Genomic DNA, 21,090 nt, shown 5'->3' on the forward strand with positions numbered 1-21,090 from the left:
CAAAAGCGCGCCAGACGAATGCCTCCATTCGCCTGGCGCGCTCTCTTGTTATTCCTCGTAGATCATGCGATGCGTCATGCCGCCGTCGACCGTCAAATTAATGCCGGTCACGAAATCATTGCCCGCTCCCGTCAAATAGAAACAGGCTTTCAGAATATCGTCGGGCTTGCCCACCCGTCCGGAAGGATGCTGCTCATGATCGGCCGGACGCAGCGCGTCATAGTCCCCGTTCTCGATCCATCCCGGGCTGATGCAATTCACCGTAATGCCATGACCGCCGAGCGACACGGCCAGCGCATGCGTCAGCGAGACAATACCGCCCTTCGTTGCCGCATACGCTTCGCCGTTCGGTTCGGACATCGCCGCTCGGGTCGAGGCGATATTGACGATTCTCCCCTTGCCCTGCGCCTTCATCCGGATCGCCGCTTCCCTTGCGCACAGGAACGTCCCCCTCAGATTGACGTTCATGACGCTGTCCCATTCCTCGACGCTCAGCTCGAGCGGCGACTTCCAGATCCCGAAGCCCGCATTGTTGACGAGAATATCCAGCGTCCCGCCCTGCTCATTCACGCCGTTAAACAACGCTGCGATATGCGCGGGCGAACTAAGATCGGCCGCGATAAATTCCGCTTGGCCTCCGGATTCCCTGATCTTCTTCGCAAGCTGTTGTCCGGCGGCTCCATCCTTATCGGTCATGATCGTCCGGGCACCGGCCGCCGCGTAACCGTACGACAGATGCCGCCCGATTCCGCCGGTTGCGCCGGTAATAAGCACCGTTTGTCCTTCGAACGTAAACATCCTTCGCCTTCCTTCCCTTTCCTAATGGAACAGAGCTATTTCCCCAAGTACGCCATGGCCTGAATGATCGCTTCGTCGACCGGCAGAAGATCCGTGTCAGTGCGAACGCGAGGCTTAAATTCTACTTGTCCTTCCGCGGCTTCCTTCCCGATCACGATACGTACCGGGATACCGATCAGGTCCGCGTCCTTCAACTTCACGCCTAGCCGTTCGTCCCGGTCATCCAGCAGCGGCTCGATACCGGCGGCGCGCAGCTGCGCGTACAGTTGCATCGCAATCTCCCGCTGCCCGTCGTCCTTCATCGAGACGGGCAGAAGATGAACGCCGAATGGCGCTGCCTCGACCGGCCAGATGATGCCGCGTTCGTCGTGATGCTGTTCGATCATAGCAGACAACAGGCGGGTGACGCCAATGCCGTAGCAGCCCATGATGAACGGCTGGTCCTTGCCCTCGGCGTCCGCGAACGAAGCCTGCATGGCCGAGCTGTATTTGGTTCCGAGCTTGAACACGTGACCAATCTCGATGCCGCGATGAGCGGCAAGCTCCCGGCCGCAATGCGGACACGCTTCGCCCGCCCGTACATTACGCAGGTCGGCCACCTCGTCCAAGCGGAAATCGCGACCGGGTACGACGTTGCGGTAGTGGTGATCCGCCTCGTTCGCGCCCGCGACGGCGCTCGGCATGGCAGCAGCTTCGCGGTCGATGATCGTTCGGACGTCAAGCCCGACCGGTCCGGCGAAGCCGGTCGGCGCGCCCGTCACTTTGCGCACCGTCTCCGCATCGGCCATCTCGAGCGAGGCGGCTCCAAGCGCGTTCATGATTTTCGTCTCATTGGCCTCATGATCTCCGCGTATAAGAACCGCTACCGGTTCGCCGTCCGCCAGATAGAGCAGCGTCTTCAAGACATGCGAGGGCTTGATGCCGAGTTGCTCCTCCAGCTGCTGAATCGTGCGGATGGAAGGCGTCGCGAATTTCTGAAGCATGCGCTCCCCTTCCTCTTGATGGGCAGCGGTAATCGCGCTTGCTAGCGGCGCGGCTTCGGCCTTCTCCAGGTTAGCCGCATATTCGCAAGCGGTACAAGCGATGATCGTGTCTTCGCCGATATCCGCGAGCGCCATGAATTCGTGCGTGCCCCCTTCGCCGCCGATGGCGCCCGCATCGGCGAGCACGGCGCGAAAACGGAGGCCGAGCCGGTTGAAAATGCGATGGTAGGCTTCATACATCGTCTCATAGCTGCGCGACAAGCCTTCCCAATCGGCATCGAACGAATAGGCATCCTTCATGAGGAACTCGCGGACGCGAAGCAACCCGAACCGCGGACGCCGTTCATCGCGGAACTTGGTCTGAATCTGATATACCGTTAGCGGAAGCTTCCGGTAGGACGACACCTCTTGGGCGATGAGCGACGTGACGACTTCCTCGTGCGTCGGACCGAGCGCGAATTCCCTGCCACCCCGGTCGGTAAGACGGATCAGCTCCTCGCCATAGACGTCGTACCTTCCCGACTGCCGCCACAATTCTGCCGGCTGGAGCGCCGGAAGCAGCACTTCGTTGGCCCCTGCCGCCTCCAATTCTTCCCTGATCACGGCCTCGACTCGCTGCAGCGCCCGCCTGCCGAGCGGCAGCAGCGAGTAGATGCCGGCGGCAACCTGACGGATGCAGCCAGCCCGCAGCAGCAGCTGGTGGCTGATGGCTTCCGCGTCCGCCGGAATGTCGCGCAGCGTAGGCGCAAACAATTGACTCTGTTTCATGCGATCTCTCCTTCTAGGCGCCGAAAACGCAAATAAACGCGCCCGTCCCCGGTAAAGGGACGAGCGCGCTCGTGGTACCACCCCGTATTCGACCAGTCCCATGGCTTGATCGCGCGGCATGGGTCATTCTGGTCCTCTCGGCATTGGTAACGGGGAATGCCCCGGCCGCGGATACTTGGCGCGAACGCGGTTCGCTGCGGCAACTTACAAGGCGGGATGCTTATGCCGCGCGGGAATCTCTCAGCCTAGGATTCCTTCTCTGGGGCGTGGCGTTGATAAGCTTATTTCCTTGTTCGGCGTTATTGGCGAATATTTGTTTAAAAGTACACCAATTTGTCAAACAAGTCAACGCCATTGCGAAGACGCTATCGTAATATTTAAGGGAATGAAATGATATCATCTTGGAGGCTGTCACTAATGACGTTGAGAACGGCTGTTGGAAGATTTCGGTTGATCGCGTTCGTGGAGGGGTTATCGTTTCTCGTGTTGTTGTTCATCGCCATGCCGCTGAAGTATTGGGCGGACATGCCCAGGGCCGTCTCGATCGTCGGGGGCATTCACGGGGCGTTGTTCGGACTCTATATGCTGGCGCTGATCCATGCCGCGATTGAGGCCAGATGGCCTTGGAAACGGGACGCGCTGGGCTTTATACTTGCCTTTATTCCGTTCGGAACTTTTCTGCTGGATGCTCAAATTCGCCGGAATCCATCCGGTCGCTAAGTGGTCTGGTTGTAGAGGGCCGGCTAATTTTTGACATCCGGGCGAAAATCGTCCCTGAATGTGTCGAGTCATGCGCTCGCCCGGGAAATAAAAGCGCGTCTATTTCCCGGCGAAACGTCTATTGCCCGATGCCGGCGCCAAAGAGCCTCCCGCGAAGAAGCTGATTCTTCGCGGGAGGCTCTTCTGTTAAGCGTGGTTTTAGCGGCCTGCGAAAGCTCCTTGCGGCGCCGGCGCGAATGACTGAATCATCGTTTGCGTCGTGTTCTCTTGCAGCGTCGGCACTTGGTAGAACCCTTTTTGATTCATATATTGCCACAGCTCGTACGCCTGCTCGGAACAGTTCACCGCCGATTGCTGCAAGAACGCGCGGAACTGCGGGTTCGTGCATTCTTGGGCCGCCATCATTTTCTTGACGGCGCCGTTCTTGTGACAGTTCAACGCCGCGCAAGCGACGTCGCGATCGTCCAGCTGCTCGCCAGGCTGGTTCGGCGCCGCCGGAGCCGGCTGACGCAGGCCGAGCACCGGCTGCACGTTCTTCGGCGCGCGGAATTGCGCCGGCTGCGCCGCGCCTTGACCGTTGAGCAAGTGAATGAAGGATTGGTAGCCTTGGGTCATAAATTGAAGTTGATTGTCCAAAATTTGCGCCAGCTGCGGATCTTGAACGAACGGACGATAAACCTGGAACAGGTTGATCGCGTCGATGGATGCGGCCAGCACCTCGTGGATTTCGAGAATCTCGTGTGCGCCGTATTGCGCCGTGCCGAACTGCTGCTGCGCTTGGAATTGCGAATTCATGGATGGTTCCTCCTCGGATTGATTAGGCCGGTTATCGACGATGGTCGCCGCAAAACATACGGCGCCATGCATCGGTCAGTTGAAAGCCCATTGTATTGTGGTTGGAAACCGCTTCGTTTATGTATCATGAAATAAAAAAAGAGACCCGGATGCGCATCCCGCAGGTCTCTTTCGCAATATCAAGGAGCAAGCCCCTTCATTATAAAATCGATGGTCGCCTTACGCTCGGCCTCATCGTCCCATTCCGCGCCCCGCTGCAGAAGCAGCGCGCGGACGAGGACGTAACTCATGATGGTGCCGACGGATAAGCGGATGACCGTCCTCGTCGGCAGCATAATTAATTGGCCTTCGCGTTGGAATTTCTCCACTACGCGCGTGACCCGCTCGAGCACTTGGGTGACGACGAGCTCTTCCAGCGTCCGCTGCAGATCGGGGTGGAACGGCAGCTCCTGCAGCACGATTTTGAGCATGCTCGCATTCTCTTCCACGAACGCGATTCGATTATCGATAAACGCCCGCAGGAACTGCTCGTAGCTGTCGTATCCGGTCTGGAGCACGTTCTTGAATTCGCGGAGCAGGAACGGCGCGAGCAGCTTGACGATGCCCGGCGTGACGATCGACAGCAGCAAGTCTTTCTTCGTTTTGTAGTGACGGAAGATCGTGCCCTCCGCCACGCCCGCGCGCTGCGCGATCTCGCTCGTCGACGAAGCGGCGAAACCTTTCTCCGCGAACACCTCGACGGCCGATTCGACGATGCGCCGCTGCTTCTCCGTCATGCGCGGGCTTTCCGATTCGACGCGAAGCAGCTCCTCGATCCAAGGTTCGTATGCGTTTGACACTTGCGATTCCTCCTATTGCCTATCAACCATATTTCCCCCATGATAGCATGGGCCTGACGCGATGTTAAATCGACCGTTGCTTCTTAAGCGCCGCCACGTTGAGCAGCGCGAACACGATCGAGAAGCCGAGCAGCACGAGCACGTTAACGGTGTTGTCCGACAATCCTTCGCCGCGAATCATCGTCCCTCTCAAGGCATCGGCTCCGTAATAGAGCGGCATGAAGAAGCTGAGCTTCTGCAGCCACGGATTCATCGTCTCCAAGCTGAACAACCCCGAGAAGAACACCTGCGGCACGATGACGATCGGAATGAACTGGATGATTTGGAACTCGGTGCTGGCGAAAGAAGATAGCAGCGTGCCAAGCGTAAGCGCCGTCAGCGATAAGAGCAGATTAATGAGCAGCACGAGCCAGATCGAGCCATCCATATAGAGCCCGAGCACGTAGATCGCATAACCGGCGATAAGAGCCGCTTGCAGCAGCGTGAATAAGCCGAACCCGCTCAAATAGCCGGCGACCACTTCGCCGCGGCGAACCGGCGTAGCCAGCAGGCGCTCCAACGTCCCCGTCGTTCGTTCGCGCAGGAACGAGACGCCTGCCAGCAGGAAGACGAAGAAGAAGGAGAAGAAACCGACCAACACCGGACCGAACGAGTCGAAGCTGGTCAAGTTCGCCTTGCCGTGTAAATACGTAATGTCCGGTTGCACGCCTCCCCCGCCCGTCTGTCCCATTGCGCGTTGAACAATCATTTGCACGCCTTGGTTAACCGCTGGATCGCTTCCTTCCAGGAGTATCGAAGGGCTGCCGCCCGCCATCTCCAGCACGGCGTCGAGTTCGCCGTCTCGCAGCCCCTCCATCCCCGCTTCGCGATTGTCGTAGACCGTCACGTTCGCCCCGGCCGACTCCAATTTCGCCACGATCGATGGCGGCAAGCCGGTCACGCCGACGTCCGGTTCGGCCGCCTGCCCGTTGAACACGAAATACATCAGCGTAAGAACCAGCAGCGGCGCGAGGAAAATAAGGGCAAGCGATCTTTTGTCCCGGACGAACTGCTGCATGATCCGCACCGCGAGCGCGCGTATTCTCATTGCCCCGCACCTCCCCCGAGCGCGATGAACGCTTCCTCGATCGTCGCCTTGCCGCTCATGCGCTTAAGCGCCTCCGGCGTGTCGACGGCAGTCAAACGCCCCTCGCGAATCAGCCCGATCCGATCGCAGCGGTCCGCTTCGTCCATGACGTGGGTCGTTAAAATAATGGTCGTGCCCTTATCGCGCATCGCGAGCAGCTCCTGCCAGATCGCTAGACGCAATACGGGATCTATGCCGACCGTTGGCTCATCCAGAATGAGCAATTCCGGCTCATGGAGGAGCGCGATCGCGAGCGATAGCCTGCGCTTCATGCCGCCGGAGTACGCCGCGACCGGTTTGTCGAGATGATTCAGCAGATCAACCATACTCATGGCTGCTTGAATACGAGATTCAAGGCGCGCCCCATTCAAATCGTACAGCTTCCCGAAAAACTGCAAGTTTTGCTTGGCCGACAACTCGTTATAAAGCGCATCGGACTGCGCCATATAACCGATCCGGTTCAGCATCGCAAGCTTCGGCATCCGCTCCCCGAACAGCCGGATATCGCCTCGATCGGCTCTGTCGATGCCGGTAATGAGCTTGATTAACGTCGTTTTGCCGGAGCCCGATGGCCCCAACAGCCCAAGCAGCTCGCCTTTTCTTACATCTAACGATATCCCGTTCAAGATCGTGCGGCTGCCGAATGCCCGCGTGACGCTATCGATCGCTAACACCGTCTCACTTGCGCCGCTGACCTTTACGCTCGTCGCCATGGATGTCACACCCTTCGCAAAAATGTGAGTAATCACTCATTTCTAAGGTCATTGTAGCACCACATGCCGCTGTCGTAAAGTGAGTAATCACTCATTTTCATTTCGGGCATGTCCTGTGGAATCTCAGCCGACAAAGCGAAACGGCTACTCCGTCATTCTCGGCAGTCGCTTACGCAAAAAGACCGCATCTGTTTACCAGACGCAGCCCCTTCTGGGATATAACCTTTTACACGACGAACTTCAGCCATCCGAATGTCTGCGACAGATGAAAATTCACGGCGCCGGTCGGGCTCCATGCTTGATATTCGCGACTTCCGTCCGGCTGCTCGTCGATCCGGTAGAAATTCGCCCGCCAACAATCGCCGGCTTCGATCGGCTTACGGAATGCGCTCATTGGAATGCGAACATCGTAAATTCGCGTATTGGCCGCAGTGACCGCTACCTCGGTCTCCAACCCGTCGATATCCCACGCGCGGTCGGCACCGACAATATTTCCGTTGCCATCGTTCCGGATGATCGCGTCGAAAATGACGTTATTCGGACTGACTTCAATCTCCATATACTCCATTCCCGTGCCAAGTTCGTCTATGAAAATTTCGACGACATCCTGATCATAGAGCGGATCGTCCCTGTCTTTGTAAATCGATATCATATAGGCATCCTGACAAACGAATCGGATATGCAGAAATTCGCGGTCCCAGCATGCGCTTACGCGCGTCGGTTCGAGCGGCGGATGACCGGTCGCCGTGTCGACGAGCGGCACCGTCTCGAACAGATGCCACGGCACGGATTGAGGCCTTAAGTACATGTAGCCGCGCTCCGGAATTCGCTTGCATCGATAAACGTATTCTCCCGGCAGATGTTTCGCCGTCATTCGATTGCCCCCTTCCTGACGTTCCGGCACCTCTAATCATATCGATTTCCGGCGCATCTGTCAGTCGTTTGTTGCGTTCATTAACGGCATTAACATCGCTCGTTCCGCGCAAATAGCATCAGCCGACTTCGATAGGAAGCCGGCTGATGCTCATTCGTCTCCGCGAGATGGGTTCAACGAATTCATCATCCGCGAACGGCTGCCCGAACCTCGACCCAAGCCGAACCGTTATCGGCGGACTGCTGCTCCGCCTCGATAATCGCCAGGCTTCCCGCGGCGGACGCGGCGGTGCTGACCGTGTTCGTCCCGCCCTTCTCGATCACGTCCAAGAAGTAACGGATCTGACGGTAATACCCGTCATCGGCCGCAAGCTCCGGGCTGAAGGACGGTTCGCCCGCCGGATACACATTCACGTTGCCACGCTCGAAGACGATCGTGCACGTATCGAAGTTGACCCGGTATCCCATGATGAAGCCATGCTCGCCCGCGTAAGTCCAATCCGCCTGCGCGTTGATCACGGCGCCGCCCGGATAAGCATACTGCGTCGACACGATATCGTGTCCGCTGCCGGGTATGACGTTCCTGCCGATCGTCGACACGCGATCTGGCTTGCCGAGCAGCCAATGAATCATGTCCGTGTCGTGGATGTGCATATCGAGCAGACAGCCCCCGCTCAGTTCGCCGCTGAGGAACCAGCCTTGCGGCGCGCCGGATCCGCGATAGAAGAAACCGGCTTTCACCGCGCCGTAACGCCTGTCTTCCACGCACGATTTCAAATATTCGTAGGCAGGCCAGAACCGCAAGCATTGCCCGATAAGCAGTTGCTTGCCGGTACGCTCGGCCGTCTCCGCCATCCGATCGCCTTCCGCCAGCGTCCGCGCGATCGGCTTCTCGCACAGCACGTGATAGCCGCGTTCCAACATGCGACAGGTCAGATCGGCATGTAGCGGCGTCGGGAGCGTAATATCGATCACGTCCAGCTCTTCGTTCGCCAGCATCGTCTCGATATCGTCGTACAGCTGATAAGTCGACAAATCATAAACGTCCTGCGCCGTCGCGATATTGCCGTCCGCCTTGCCGTTCTTAAGCTCCTCGATGCGAATATCGCAGATGGCTTTCAGCTCGACGGGAAACCCTTCCGACGCGAGCCGATTATAATTGTCAAAATGCATGCGGCCCATGAAACCGAAGCCGATCAATCCTACTTTTACCATTCGATCTCCTCCTTATGGTGACGGCTGTTGCTCCATTCGTGCGTTAACGCTGTACTCTGCCCAGAATGGCATCCATAGCGGCCGACGTATTGTAAATAATCTGGTCGCCGTGATGCGCATAGGAAGGGATCATCTCGGCGGTGACGTAGCCGTCATAGCCGATCGATTCCAAGGCCGCCACGACCGCCGGATAATCGACGTCGCCGGCAAGCAGATCGACGAACCCGTGCAGACCGCCCGCTTGTCGCCGGTAATCTTTGAAATGCACCTTCTTGATCCGCTTGCCAAGGATGCGGACCCATTGCTCCGGATAGCCGCTGTGCACGACATTGCCGACATCGAAGTAGGAGCCGACGTAATCGGAGCCGACCGCGTCGATGAAACCGCGAAGCTCGAGCGGCGAGAGCAGGAATTTGTTCCATACGTTCTCGATGCCGATGTGGACGCCCGTTTGTTTCGCGTCGTTCGCCAACGTCGAGATCGCCTCGAGCGCCCGTTCGTAAGCCCGTTCGTAATCGACGACCTCGCTGCCCGGAATAAAGTCGACGCCTACCGCTCCCGGGATGACCAAGATGGTGTCCGCGCCTAGAATCGCGGCTAATTCCAGCTGCTTGCGACATACGTCGATCGCCTTGCTTCGCTTCTCGGGCGACTCGCTCGTCATCGAATACGACCAATACAACCCAGTAGCGAATCCGCTGATCGCAAGCTCTGCTTCTTGCAGCAGCGACTTAATCCGCAGCGCTTCCTTCTCGGTCGTCTGCAACCCGAGTTCGCCTTCTTCGTTCAGCGCCAGCTCGATTCCCTCGAAGCCCGCCGCCTTCGCCAGTCGGATGCAATCCGCTGCCGGCATGCCATCCCGGAATGACCACACGTTAATGCCCTTCTTCATCGATTCCGCCTCCTATTTGCACAATCCCGTATTTTGCGACAATCAGATATTCATTAATGAAATCGCTTGATATCTATATTATAATGGGACTCAACGATTCTGAATTTAGCGGATGCAGTCATTAGTTGGACAATTCCGGTCAATTGAAGGAGTAGTGACACAGCCCTATGCCCGAACATCGCTACGATCGGAACGCGGAACGCCGGTTGTCGCCTTACCGCGAATGGTCGCCCAGCATCCATTACGCCCAGACGCAGACGCTTCCGCCAGGCCGAATGATTTTGCGCCGATTATACGATTTCGAGCTGCTCTACGTGAGCCATGGCTCGGCGCGGACGCATATGCACGACCGGCAGTACGACCTGTCGGCCGGACAGCTCATCTTCTTATCGCCCGGCGTCTATCACCAGAACGAGATCGTATCCGACCCGCATGCCAAATTCATCGGCATCCACTTCGACTTCTTCGACGAGCTGGACGTGCAGGGCGAAGACGACATGGTCGTGAACGAAGAACATCCGAAGCCCGATAAATTCGCGATAGAGGCGGTAGCGCCGGATTTCGCCCCGCTTTCGGACAATCCGATCTATGCGCCCGGACATTATGCCGTCTCGCTCATGGAACAGCTCGTCCACGAATTCGCGATGCGCCGACCGGGTTACGAGCTCGTCTGCAAGGCGCTGATGATGAACATCCTGGCCCACCTGCTTCGCGCGCAATTCGCGCGGACGAAGGCGAACGCCACCGTGCACGGCAGCCGGATCGCCGAGATGATGGAGGCGATGGAACAAGCGCCGGACGCGGATTGGAGCAACAAGTCGCTCGCGGCCAAGCTCAATATGAACGAGGACCACATGGCCAAGCTGTTCAAGGGCATCGCGGGCAAGCCGCCAGGCGAATACCTGGCATTCATTCGCCACCGCGAGGCGCGCCGGCTGCTCAGAGAGACCGATCTGACGGTCGAGCTCGTCGGACATCGGGTCGGTTACGAGGATCTGCATTATTTCAGCCGCGTCTTCAAACGCCACGAAGGCTTGTCTCCCCGGGAATACCGAAAACTGGCGCGCATCTTATAAATAAGCTGTCGGATCACAAAAAACGAGAAAACGAAAAACGAGAAAACGAAAAAACCTCTCCTCCGGAGGATGAACAACATCATCCGCCGTAGCGAGAGGTTTTCTTCATGTCATGAATTAAATTACTTCCCCTTGCGGGTCAGGGCAGCCAGTTCGTCCCATTCCTGCGGCGTCACCTCGGCCAAATCGTTGAATTGGCCCGCGCCTTTCAACCATTCGCCGCCGTCGATCGTGATGACTTCGCCGTTCACGAACGAAGCATAATCCGAAATCAAGTAAGCGGCCAAATTGGTCAGCTCTTCCTTGTCGCCGACGCGTCCGAGCGGTACGCGGTTGACCAGCTTCGCGGATAGCTCCGGCGTCGGGGCGAGCCGGCTCCACGCGCCGTCCGTCGGGAATAGTCCCGGCGCGATCGCCGCTTGACGGATGCCGTGCGGCGCCCATTCGACGGCGAGCGACCGGGTCAGCGCCAGCACGCCGGCTTTGGCCGCGGCGGACGGCACGACATAGCCGGAACCGGTCGAGGCGTAGGTGGTGACGATGTTGAGCATCGTCCCGCCGCGACCTTGTTCGATCCACCGCTTCCCGACTTCGAGCGTCGCATAGAACGTGCCGTGAAGCACGATATTCAGCACGGCGTCGACCGCGCGCGGGGACAGCTTCTCGGTGGGACTTGCGAAATTGCCGGCCGCGTTGTTGACGAGCACGTCGATCGCGCCGTAATGGCGCTCGACGTCATCGATCATGCTTGCAACCTGCTGCGGATCTCTGACGTCGCATGCGGTGAAGAACACTTCGCGCCCTTCGCCGCCCATCTCGGCGGCCGCCTGGGCGAGAACCTCTTCCCTCCGGCTCGCGATCCCGATTCTCGCGCCTAATGCAAGGAACTTCTCGGCCATGGCCCGGCCGAGTCCCGTGCCACCGCCGGTAATCAGAACGACTTTCCCTTTCAGCAAATCCTTCTCGAACATGCTGCCACCCCTTGTCGGTTATGGTTGACGCCAGTTGCTAATTTACTGTCATCGTGCCAATTCCATGCCCCTATTCGGCGCTCACTTCGTTGTCCAGCCAGCTCCGGATCATCGACAGCAATTGCGCGCTGTTCACCGGCTTCGTAATATAATCGGACGCGCCGGCTTCGAGGCACAGTTCCCGGTCGCCCTTCATAGCCTTGGCGGTGAGCGCGATAATCGGCAAGCCCGCGAATTGCGGGTCGCGTCGGATCAACCGGGTCGTCTCGTACCCGTCCATAACCGGCATCATAATATCCATCAGCACGATGTCGATCTCCGGATTCCGTTTGAGCGTATCGATCGCATCCTGTCCGTTCTCGGCCGGAATGACCCGCATATTGTGGCGTTCCAGAATCGTCGTCAGGGCGAAAATATTCCGGATGTCGTCATCGACGACAAGTACGTTCTTATACGCGATCATCTCGTCCGAGGAGTGCAGCTTGACGACCGTCTCTTTCGACGATTCCGGCAAATTCTCGGCTTTGCGGTGCAGGAAGAGCGACGTCTCTTCAATAATTTGCAGCGACGTCTTCGCTTCCTTCAACACCGTTGTCTTCTCCAATTCTTCCAGCTCCAGCTCTTGTTCGGCGGGCAGCTTGCGGCTGCGGAAGATGACGATCGGCTTGAATTTGTTCGTCGCCTGTTTCTGCATCTCCCGTACGAAACGCGGCGTTTCCATGTCCGGCAGCTCGTTATCGAGCAGCACGCAATCGAACGTCTTCGCCTTCAGCTGGTTCAAAGCCTTGCGGGCGGTATCGACGGTCACGATGCGGACGTCCTTGCCGGCCAGCAGCTCGACCCACTGCGCGCGGCGCTCCTCCGGACCCGCGACGAGCAGCATCTGGCGCACCTCGACGGAGGCGTAGCCGTTCAGCTTATCCAGCGCGTTCTCGAGTTCTTCGTTCGTGACCGGCTTACGGATAAAATCGTACACGCCCTTCTGCTTGAGCGCAACTTCGTCCTCTTCGACCGTGATGACCGTAACCGGAATATGCGCCACGTCTAGATCGCTCTTCAGCTGGTCGATGACTAGCCATCCGTCCGTGTCCTTCAAGCGCAAGTCCAGCGTAATTCCGATCGGCCGGTATTTGCGCGCGAGCTCCAGCGCATTGCTGCCTGTCGAGGTTACAACCGCTTTGATCCCTTTCTTGTGCAGCAGCTGAATAAGGATTTCATTAAATTTGTAGTCGTCCTCGATAATGAGGAAGACGCGATCGCCCGGCTGAATGTCGTGGCGGTCGTCCGCGATCCCCTTCTCCAACTCCAACGTATAACTTCTCGTCTTGTGCGCAGGGACGACGTCGATCACTTCCGGCACGTATTTGGACTTGCTCGGATGCGGCTCATGGTTCGTGCCTTCCACCGGCAAGTACAGATTGAACGTGCTGCCGCGTCCGACCACGCTCGATAGCGTAATCTCGCCGCTGAGCATCGTGGCGATCTCGCGGGAGATCGCCAGCCCCAGACCCGTGCCGCCATACTCGCGGTTGGTACTGCCATCGGCTTGTTGGAACGCCTCGAAGACGATCTGCTGCTTTTCTTCGGAGATGCCGATGCCGGTATCGCTCACCGTGAAGCAGAGCACGTGGTCCGCTTGCGCCAGATGGATATTGTCCGGACTCCAGCCGTGGTCGGCTTTACGGACATACATCGCCACTTGACCGCGTTCCGTGAATTTGAAGGCGTTCGAGAGCAGGTTTTTCAATATTTGCTGCAGCCGCTTCACGTCCGTCACGATTTGCTTCGGCACGTCCTGTTCCACGATAATCCGGAAATCCAGTTTCTTGTCCTCCGCGATCGGCCGGAATGTGCGGTCCAGGCCATTGGCCAACTCGGCGGTCGATACTTCGGAATAATCCGGCGTCACCGTTCCGGACTCGATTTTGGACAGATCAAGAATATCGTTAATGAGGTTAAGCAAATCAAGTCCGGATTCTTGAATCGTCAACGAATACTTCACCTGGTTCTCGGTCAGGTTGTTGTCCGGATTCTCGGCCAGCTGCTCGGCGAGCAGCAGCAGCGAATTGAGCGGCGTGCGCAGCTCGTGCGACATATTGGCCAGGAATTCGGATTTGTAGCGCGACGTCGTGGCTAACTGCTCCGCTTTCTCCTCCAGATAACGCTTGGCGAGCTCAACTTCGTTGTTCTTGCTTTCGACCTCCGCCTTCTGAATGACGAGCAGCTTCGCCTTGTCCTCCAGCTCTTCGTTCGTATCCTTCAGCTCCAGCTGCTGCTTCTGCAGCTCTTCGGCGAGCGATTGCGACTGCACGAGCAGCTCTTCGGTTCTGCGGTTCGCCTGCATCGTGTTCATGACGATCCCGATCGACTCGGTCAGCTGATCGAGCAGCGCGATGTCGATCTCGCTAAACGCGCGGAAGGAGGCCAGTTCCAGGACGGCAAGCACCTGATCTTCGAAAATAATCGGCAGCAGCACGATGTTGAGCGGCGTCGCTTCGCCAAGGCCGGAGGAAATGACGACGTAGTCGTTCGGCACGTTGGTCAGTAAGATCCGCTGCTTCTCGATCAGACATTGACCAACCAAACTTTCGCCCGGACGGAACACGTTCGACAGATGCTTCCTGTTCTGATACGCGTAGCTGGCGAACAGCTTCAACATCGGCTCTCCGCCTTCGTTCTCGTTGATGTAGATCACGCCGTGCTGCATGGATACGAGCGGTGCCAGCTCCGAGAGAATCATCCGGCTGACCGCCAGCAGATCGCGCTGGCCTTGCAGCATGCGCGAGAATTTGGCCAGATTCGTCTTCAGCCAGTCCTGCTCGGTGTTGATGCGCGTCGTCTCCTTCAGATTGCGGATCATCTCGTTGATGTTGTCCTTCAGCTCGGCGACCTCGCCGGCTGCCGCGACGTCGATCGAACGCGACAGATCCCCCTTGGTCACCGCGGTCGCCACGTTCGTGATCGCGCGCACCTGCGTCGTCAGCGTACTCGCCATATAGTTAACGTTATACGTCAAATCCAGCCATGTTCCGGATGCGCCCGGCACGTTCGCCTGACCGCCCAGCTTCCCTTCCGCGCCTACCTCGCGCGCCACGGTCGTGACCTGATCGGCGAAGGTCGCCAGCGTCTCGATCATGTTGTTGATCGTATCCGTCAGCTCGGCGATCTCGCCTTTGGCGTCGACGGTCAACTTCTGCTTCAGGTTGCCGTTCGCGACCGCGGTCACGACTTTCGCGATGCCCCGTACCTGATCGGTCAGGTTCGTCGCCATGATGTTAACGTTGTCGGTCAAATCCTTCCACGTGCCGCCGACGCCGCGTACTTGCGCCTGGCCGCCGAGCTTGCCGTCGGTGCCGACCTCGCGCGCCACGCGGGTGACCTCGGATGCGAACGAGTTGAGCTGATCCACCATCGTGTTGATCGTATTCTTCAATTCGAGCAGCTCGCCTTTGACGTCGACCGTAATTTTCTTCGACAGGTCGCCGTTCGCGACCGCGGTCGTCACGCCCGCGATGTTCCGCACCTGGTTCGTCAGGTTCGAAGCCATGTTATTAACGCTGTCGGTCAAGTCCTTCCACGTACCGGAGACGTCCTTCACGTCCGCCTGCACGCCGAGCTTCCCTTCCGTGCCGACCTCGCGCGCCACGCGCGTGACCTCGGAAGCGAACGTCGAGAGCTGGTCCACCATCGTGTTCATCGTGTTCTTCAGCTCGAGCATTTCGCCTTCGACGTCGACGGTGATTTTCCGGGAAAGGTCGCCTTTGGCGACGGCCGTCGTAACGCCGGCAATGTTCCGTACCTGATCCGTCAGGTTACGGGCCATGTTATTCACGTTCTGCGTCAAATCTTTCCATGTGCCGCCGACGCCTTTTACCTCGGCCTGTCCGCCCAACTTCCCTTGCGTACCGACCTCCAGCGCCACCCGCGATACCTCGGAAGCGAACGTGGAGAGCTGATCGACCATCGTGTTGATCGTGTTCTTCAGCTCCAGCATCTCGCCTTGGACGTCGGCCGTGATTTTCTTCGACAGGTCGCCGTTCGCGACCGCCGTCGTGACGACCGCGATGTTGCGCACCTGGTTCGTCAAATTGGAGGCCATATTATTAACGCTCTCCGTTAGGTCGCGCCATGTGCCCGCTACGCCGCGAACGGTCGCTTGACCGCCGAGAATGCCCTCGGTTCCGACCTCAAGCGCCACGCGCGTGACCTCGGAAGCGAACGTCGAGAGCTGGTCCACCATCGCGTTGATGGTGTTCTTCAATTCGAGAATTTCGCCTTTCGCGTTGACCGTGATTTGCTTGGACAGGTCGCCCTTCGCGACGGCCGTCGTCACGTCCGCGATATTCCGCACTTGATCCGTCAGCGTGGAGGCCATGAAGTTAACGCTGTCGGTCAAATCCTTCCACGTGCCCGACACGCCCTGTACGTGCGCTTGACCGCCCAGTTTGCCTTCCGTCGATACTTCGCGCGCCACGCGCGTAACCTCCGAAGCGAAATTGCTCAGCTGATCGACCATCGTGTTGATCGTACTCTTCAGCTGGAGAATTTCGCCCTTGGCGTCGACCGTGATCGTCTTCGACAGATCGCCCTTCGCGACGGCCGTCGTCACTTCGGCGATGCCGCGTACCTGGTTCGTCAGGTTGCTCGCCATGTAGTTAACGCTCTCCGTAAGCTCCCGCCAGGTGCCTGCTACTCCGGTTACTTCGGCTTGGCCGCCCAGACGGCCTTCCGTTCCGACCTCCAGCGCCACCCGCGTCACTTCGGAGGCGAACGTTGAGAGCTGATCCACCATCGTGTTGATCGTGTTCTTGAGTTCCAATACTTCGCCTTGCACGTCAGCGGTAATATGCTTGGACAAGTCGCCGTTGGCGACCGCCGTCGTGACGACCGCGATGTTGCGCACCTGCTCGGTCAGATTGCTCGCCATGTAGTTAACGCTTTCCGTTAGATCCCGCCACGTGCCGGAGACGCCTTTAACGTCCGCTTGGCCGCCGAGTTTGCCTTCGGTGCCGACCTCCCGCGCCACGCGCGTCACCTCGGAGGAGAACGTGGAGAGCTGATCCACCATCGTATTGATCGTATCTTTCAGCTCCAGGATCTCGCCCTTCGCGTTAACGGTGATCTGCTTCGACAGGTCGCCGTTGGCGACGGCCGTCGTCACCGCCGCGATATTGCGCACCTGATCGGTCAGATTGCTCGCCATGTTGTTGACGCTGTCGGTCAAGTCTTTCCAGGTACCGGAGACGCCGCGCACATCCGCTTGCCCGCCTAGAATGCCTTCCGTACCAACCTCGCGCGCGACGCGCGTGACTTCCGAAGCGAAGGTGCTGAGCTGGTTGACCATCATGTTGATGTTGCTGGCCGAACGAAGGAACTCGCCGGTCAGCGGCCTGCCCTCGAATTCGACGTCGACCTTCTGGGTCAAGTCGCCCTGCGCAACCGCGTTGATCACGCGCACCATCTCGCTCGTCGGCTGGATCAAGTCGGTGACGAGTCCGTTCAACGATTCGACCGCGGTCTCCCACGATCCTCCGTTATTGTTATGCTCGAACCGCCGCGACAGCTTGCCTTCTTTGCCGACGACCCTCGCCACAGTCTGAATTTCGCTAACCAATGCTTCCTGCATGTCCATAATTTCATTGAAGGTATCCGCGATTTTGCCGGCAACGCCCGTATAGTCGTACGGCATGCGGTGCGAGAAGTCGCCTTTCTTCATCGCCATAAGCGCGTTCAGTAATTCTGAAGTATCCAGCTGTTCTCTTCCGCCGCCAAGATTCCGATCCTGCTCTGACATCCGAATTGTCCTCTCCAGGTTTGATTAAGTTGGATATATATGTATCTATGTACGCTATTGTACTAAAAATAGATTAACATTGTCACATGAGAGGGTACGACGGGACTTCAAGCCTAGATCGCGGGAACCTGCTGCGGCGGTTGATCCGGCAAACGTGTAGGCAAGATGACCTCCACCGTCGTTCCGTCGCCCTGTCTGCTGCTGATCGCAAGCCGCCCGTGATGCGATTCGATGATTCTGCGCATAACCATGTAACCGAGTCCCGTGCCTTTTTCCTTCGTCGTATAGAAAGGCTCGCCCAGTCGCTTCACCATCTCCTCCGGCATGCCGCACCCTTGGTCGGCGAAGCGGATTCGAAGCTCTCCCTCGCTTCGTTCGATCGCGACCTCGATCGAACAGCCGGGACTGGACGCTTCAATGGCGTTCTTCAGCAAATTGACGAACACCTGCTTCAACTGATTGCCGTCGCCCGATATATAGGCTTGTTCGTCCGCCGCGCAATGCCGGATTTCGATATTGTTCATAACCGCCTGCGTGGCAAGCAGCATGATCGTCTGCTCCAGCACCTCCCGCACGTCCACGTCGGCAACCCGGCTCACCTGGGGCTTCGCCAGCACCAGCAGCTCGCTCGAGATAAACTCGATGCGCGAGAGCTCCTCTTGAATAATGCCCAGATACGGCAGCTTCGGATCGGCGTTCTGCGTTTGCAACAGCTTCACGAAGCCTTTCAGCGCGGTGAGCGGATTGCGGATTTCGTGCGCGACCGCCGCCGCCAACTGCCCGACGACCTTCAGCTTGTCCGATTTGCGAAGCAATTCTTCGGTCTCGAGCGTGTCCGTCATGTCCTTAATAATGACGTACGTCCCGACCCGTTGGCCGCCGACGATAATCGGCACGACCGTATTGGTGACGACGATCACCTGTCCGTCCTTGCGAAGCAGCTCCGAATCGATGCGCTGGAGCGCTATGCCGTCCGCGGTGTTCAAATATTCTCTGGATACCCGCTCCGCTTCGGGAGGCGTGAGCAGCACGGAATAGCTCTGACCATTAAGCTCATCGGCGCTATACCCGGTCAACCGCGCCATCGAGGGATTCGCGCCGATCAGCGTTCCGTCCATATCCAGCGCGCAGACGCCGTCCGGATGATGATGGATGATCGACCAGGAGCGCTGCTCGCTCTCCAGAAGCTGGCGTTCGGTGCTCTTCAGCACGGTGATGTCCTGAATAATGCCCGTCATGCGGCTCGAATCCGCGGCGTTGACTTGCCCTTTCACGAAGACGATGCGCTCTTCGCCATTCGGCCGAATGATGCGGCACTCCGTCTGGAAACTCCGGTTGCGCCAGCCATCCCGCCATATGTCCAACACGCGCTTCGCATCCTCCGGCGTCACCGCCTCTAACAAGCGTTCGTGCTCGACATGGCCGTCGCGCGACGGCGGCATGCCGAAGATGCGGAAGCTCTCTTGCGACCAGTACATCCGCTTGCTCTTCGCGTTCATCTCCCAGCTGCCGATATGCGCGATGCTCTGCGATTGCTCGAGCAGGGAGATGCTTTTGCGCAAGAGCGCTTCGGTGACGTATTCGCTCGTGACGTCTTTGGCAATGCCATAGACGCCGACGATTTGACCTCTATCGTAGATCGGGAAATTGTTCACGATAAAATTGCGCGTCGCGCCGTCCGCCCGGATGATCCGGACCGGATAGCTTTGGGCCGCCCCATCCGCCGCACGGTAGAAATGCTCGCGCACCCGCGGCAAATCCTGAGGCACGATCAGCCCCGCAAAATCGCGGCGCATCAGCTCGGCCGCCGAATAGCCGGATAGCCGCACGGCCGATGCGTTCACTTGAATGTATTTGCCTTTCAAATCGAGCAAATAGACGGCATCCGGACTATGCTCGAAGAGGGATTGCACCATCTGCTCGGCCGAGGCCATCAGCGTGCCGGGCGCCGGCGTCCGCTCGATGAACGCCGAGTAGCCGCGCTCATCCGGATAGACCCGAATCATGTAGATTTCGCCCGTGTCGGGATCGGTCGCTTCGCACTCCCGCGCGCCGCCGATGGCTTCCGCGCGACGGACGATATCCGCCAAGCTGCACCGCATCCAGTCGCTGCCGTGAGTCGGAACCGGTACCGCGGCTTCACCCGATTTCCCGCCGAAAAACTTGCTCATCGCATGCGGACATGCGAACGCGATTTCGCCGTCCGCATCGAACCGAACATAATAATGCCGTACTCTATCCGGCGACCAGTAAGCTTGTTGCTCCGAAAACGTTTTCGGCGGCATGCCAGGTTCCCTGTTCATAGCGCGCATTACCCCCTTCTGTCTCGCTGTCTGATAGGAATATTCAACATATCGAGGAAGGTACCTGCCTTATTAGACAAATAATTAACGGTACAATATTAAGCAATTCGGAATTTGTTGCATACCGGCGAAACAACAGTCGCTATCTTGTAGCAGCTACGAGCGTCTCGCTCCTGAGCATGCAAACAAAAAAGACCTTCCCGCGCAGGAAGGTCTACTCGTCGCTCGCAAGCGATTATTTAAAGGAAGCGTACCCTTGGTCGGCCATGACGACGCTACCGTTGATCGCGCCCGCTTCTTCGAGCGACACCAGGTATACGGTATTCGCGAAGGACTCCGGCTTCGTCAGCTCGCCGCCCATGACTTTCGCGCGCATGCTGTCGATCAGACCGCTCCTTGTAGCCCTGGATAATCGGCGTGTCTACCGCGCCCCGCGCGATCGCGACGACGCGGATGCGGTGCGGCGCGAGCTCGAGCGCGGCCGACTTCGACATCAGGATGACGGCTCCTTTGGTCGCATGATACGCGAACGTCCCCGGCGAAGCCAGGAATCCGAACACGTCGTGAAGGAAGGGTTAATATCATTAAGTTTTCTGCATGCTATCAGAGGTGTACAATACAAACCATAACCGAAATAACCCGCTTACCATCACATTTCGCCGATCCGGCAGCCAGGAGATGACCCCTACCTATGATCATTATTCACGCCGAGCTAGTTATTGACTCCGCCCATCGCGAAGCATTTCTAGAGAAAGCCCGCGCGACCGTCGAAGCGACGCTCCGCGAAGAAGGCAATTTGGGTTACAAATTATACGAGGACGCCGACCGCCCGAACACCTTCCTGTTCGTGGAGAAGTGGGCGAGCAAAGAAGCGATCGATCTGCATGGCAAAAGCGAGTATTTCACGTCTTTCTTCGCCGCCGCGAGCGGTTGGTTGCAAGCGCCGTTCAAGCCGGAAATATTCGTCGTGCAGGCGCCGGCCCAGTAAGAAGCCGTCCGTTTTCGATCGTATGCCAGGTTCATGACCCCGCAATCGAAACTTCCGTTCGCCGAATAGGATCCGCATCGGCGACAAACCGACATGCTTGAAACAAGCCCCTCTCAGCGCGTTCGAACGAATTCGTTCACGACGATCCGCCGCGCGAAAGGGGCTTTTCGTCTTTCTCCTCTCGCGCGAATGTTGCATAACGCTCGCAAACTCCCCTATGTATTAACGTTTGTTCG

The 21,090-nt window shown here is 58.1% G+C and carries 15 protein-coding genes and 1 pseudogene; 3 read left to right on the top strand and 13 right to left on the bottom strand.

Annotated elements, in window-relative coordinates:
• Window positions 1-48: 48 nt before the first annotated feature.
• Together BCM02_RS03530 and BCM02_RS03535 are read right to left on the bottom strand one after the other, a co-directional pair.
• Window positions 49-798, bottom strand: a complete 750-nt coding sequence (locus tag BCM02_RS03530; protein ID WP_148927644.1) for an SDR family NAD(P)-dependent oxidoreductase — start codon at window positions 796-798, stop codon at window positions 49-51.
• Between the two features lie 35 nt (window positions 799-833).
• The gene (locus tag BCM02_RS03535; RefSeq protein WP_148927645.1) at window positions 834-2,549 is read right to left on the bottom strand and encodes a proline--tRNA ligase; all 1,716 of its coding nucleotides are present in this window, start codon (window positions 2,547-2,549) and stop codon (window positions 834-836) included.
• 417 nt (window positions 2,550-2,966) lie between these two features.
• Between BCM02_RS03535 and BCM02_RS03540 the strand changes: the two genes are divergently transcribed.
• A complete protein-coding gene (locus BCM02_RS03540) occupies window positions 2,967-3,269 on the top strand; it encodes a DUF3817 domain-containing protein (RefSeq protein WP_148927646.1) in 303 nt (100 codons plus the stop codon).
• Between the two features lie 198 nt (window positions 3,270-3,467).
• Here BCM02_RS03540 and BCM02_RS03545 read toward each other — a convergent pair whose 3' ends face one another.
• The 7 genes from BCM02_RS03545 to BCM02_RS03575 form a co-directional block, all read right to left on the bottom strand.
• Window positions 3,468-4,064, bottom strand: a complete 597-nt coding sequence (locus tag BCM02_RS03545) for a spore coat protein (protein ID WP_148927647.1) — start codon at window positions 4,062-4,064, stop codon at window positions 3,468-3,470.
• Window positions 4,065-4,243: 179 nt separating this feature from the next.
• Entirely contained in the window at window positions 4,244-4,903 is a 660-nt protein-coding gene (locus tag BCM02_RS03550; protein ID WP_148927648.1) for a TetR/AcrR family transcriptional regulator, read from the bottom strand.
• 64 nt (window positions 4,904-4,967) lie between these two features.
• On the bottom strand, window positions 4,968-5,990 hold the full coding sequence (locus BCM02_RS03555; protein WP_148927649.1) for an ABC transporter permease: 1,023 nt from the start codon (window positions 5,988-5,990) through the stop codon (window positions 4,968-4,970).
• Complete coding sequence (locus tag BCM02_RS03560) at window positions 5,987-6,742, bottom strand: ABC transporter ATP-binding protein (protein ID WP_148927650.1); 756 nt, start codon at window positions 6,740-6,742, stop codon at window positions 5,987-5,989. Before BCM02_RS03560 ends, BCM02_RS03555 begins: the two co-directional genes overlap by 4 nt.
• Window positions 6,743-6,968: 226 nt before the next feature.
• Entirely contained in the window at window positions 6,969-7,616 is a 648-nt protein-coding gene (locus BCM02_RS03565) for a carbohydrate-binding family 9-like protein (RefSeq protein WP_148927651.1), read from the bottom strand.
• 185 nt (window positions 7,617-7,801) lie between these two features.
• Window positions 7,802-8,830 carry a Gfo/Idh/MocA family protein gene (locus tag BCM02_RS03570; RefSeq protein WP_148927652.1) on the bottom strand — a complete coding sequence of 343 codons (1,029 nt, stop codon included), beginning with the start codon at window positions 8,828-8,830 and terminating at the stop codon, window positions 7,802-7,804.
• A 43-nt stretch (window positions 8,831-8,873) separates the two neighbouring features.
• Entirely contained in the window at window positions 8,874-9,722 is an 849-nt protein-coding gene (locus BCM02_RS03575; protein ID WP_148927653.1) for a sugar phosphate isomerase/epimerase family protein, read from the bottom strand.
• Between the two features lie 167 nt (window positions 9,723-9,889).
• Here BCM02_RS03575 and BCM02_RS03580 point away from each other — a divergent pair, with 167 nt between their 5' ends.
• Window positions 9,890-10,798, top strand: coding sequence for an AraC family transcriptional regulator (locus tag BCM02_RS03580; protein ID WP_148927654.1), 909 nt, complete (start codon window positions 9,890-9,892; stop codon window positions 10,796-10,798).
• 122 nt (window positions 10,799-10,920) lie between these two features.
• Here the strand turns inward: BCM02_RS03580 and BCM02_RS03585 are convergent, their stop codons facing one another.
• From BCM02_RS03585 to BCM02_RS03600, 4 genes and pseudogenes are all read right to left on the bottom strand, one after another.
• The gene (locus BCM02_RS03585; protein ID WP_148927655.1) at window positions 10,921-11,769 is read right to left on the bottom strand and encodes an SDR family oxidoreductase; all 849 of its coding nucleotides are present in this window, start codon (window positions 11,767-11,769) and stop codon (window positions 10,921-10,923) included.
• 70 nt (window positions 11,770-11,839) lie between these two features.
• On the bottom strand, window positions 11,840-17,563 hold the full coding sequence (locus BCM02_RS03590) for a HAMP domain-containing protein (protein WP_148927656.1): 5,724 nt from the start codon (window positions 17,561-17,563) through the stop codon (window positions 11,840-11,842).
• A gap of 113 nt (window positions 17,564-17,676) precedes the next feature.
• The gene (locus BCM02_RS03595) at window positions 17,677-19,866 is read right to left on the bottom strand and encodes a PAS domain S-box protein (RefSeq protein ID WP_187434005.1); all 2,190 of its coding nucleotides are present in this window, start codon (window positions 19,864-19,866) and stop codon (window positions 17,677-17,679) included.
• Between the two features lie 235 nt (window positions 19,867-20,101).
• Window positions 20,102-20,426: pseudogene (locus tag BCM02_RS03600) on the bottom strand (SDR family oxidoreductase); the annotation flags it as partial.
• A 131-nt stretch (window positions 20,427-20,557) separates the two neighbouring features.
• Between BCM02_RS03600 and BCM02_RS03605 the strand changes: the two are divergent.
• Entirely contained in the window at window positions 20,558-20,854 is a 297-nt protein-coding gene (locus BCM02_RS03605) for a putative quinol monooxygenase (protein ID WP_148927658.1), read from the top strand.
• The last annotated feature ends 236 nt before the right edge of the window (window positions 20,855-21,090 follow it).

The sequence above is a fragment of the Paenibacillus methanolicus genome, from assembly GCF_008124765.1.
GTDB classification, from domain to species: Bacteria; Bacillota; Bacilli; order Paenibacillales; family Paenibacillaceae; genus Paenibacillus_Z; species Paenibacillus_Z methanolicus.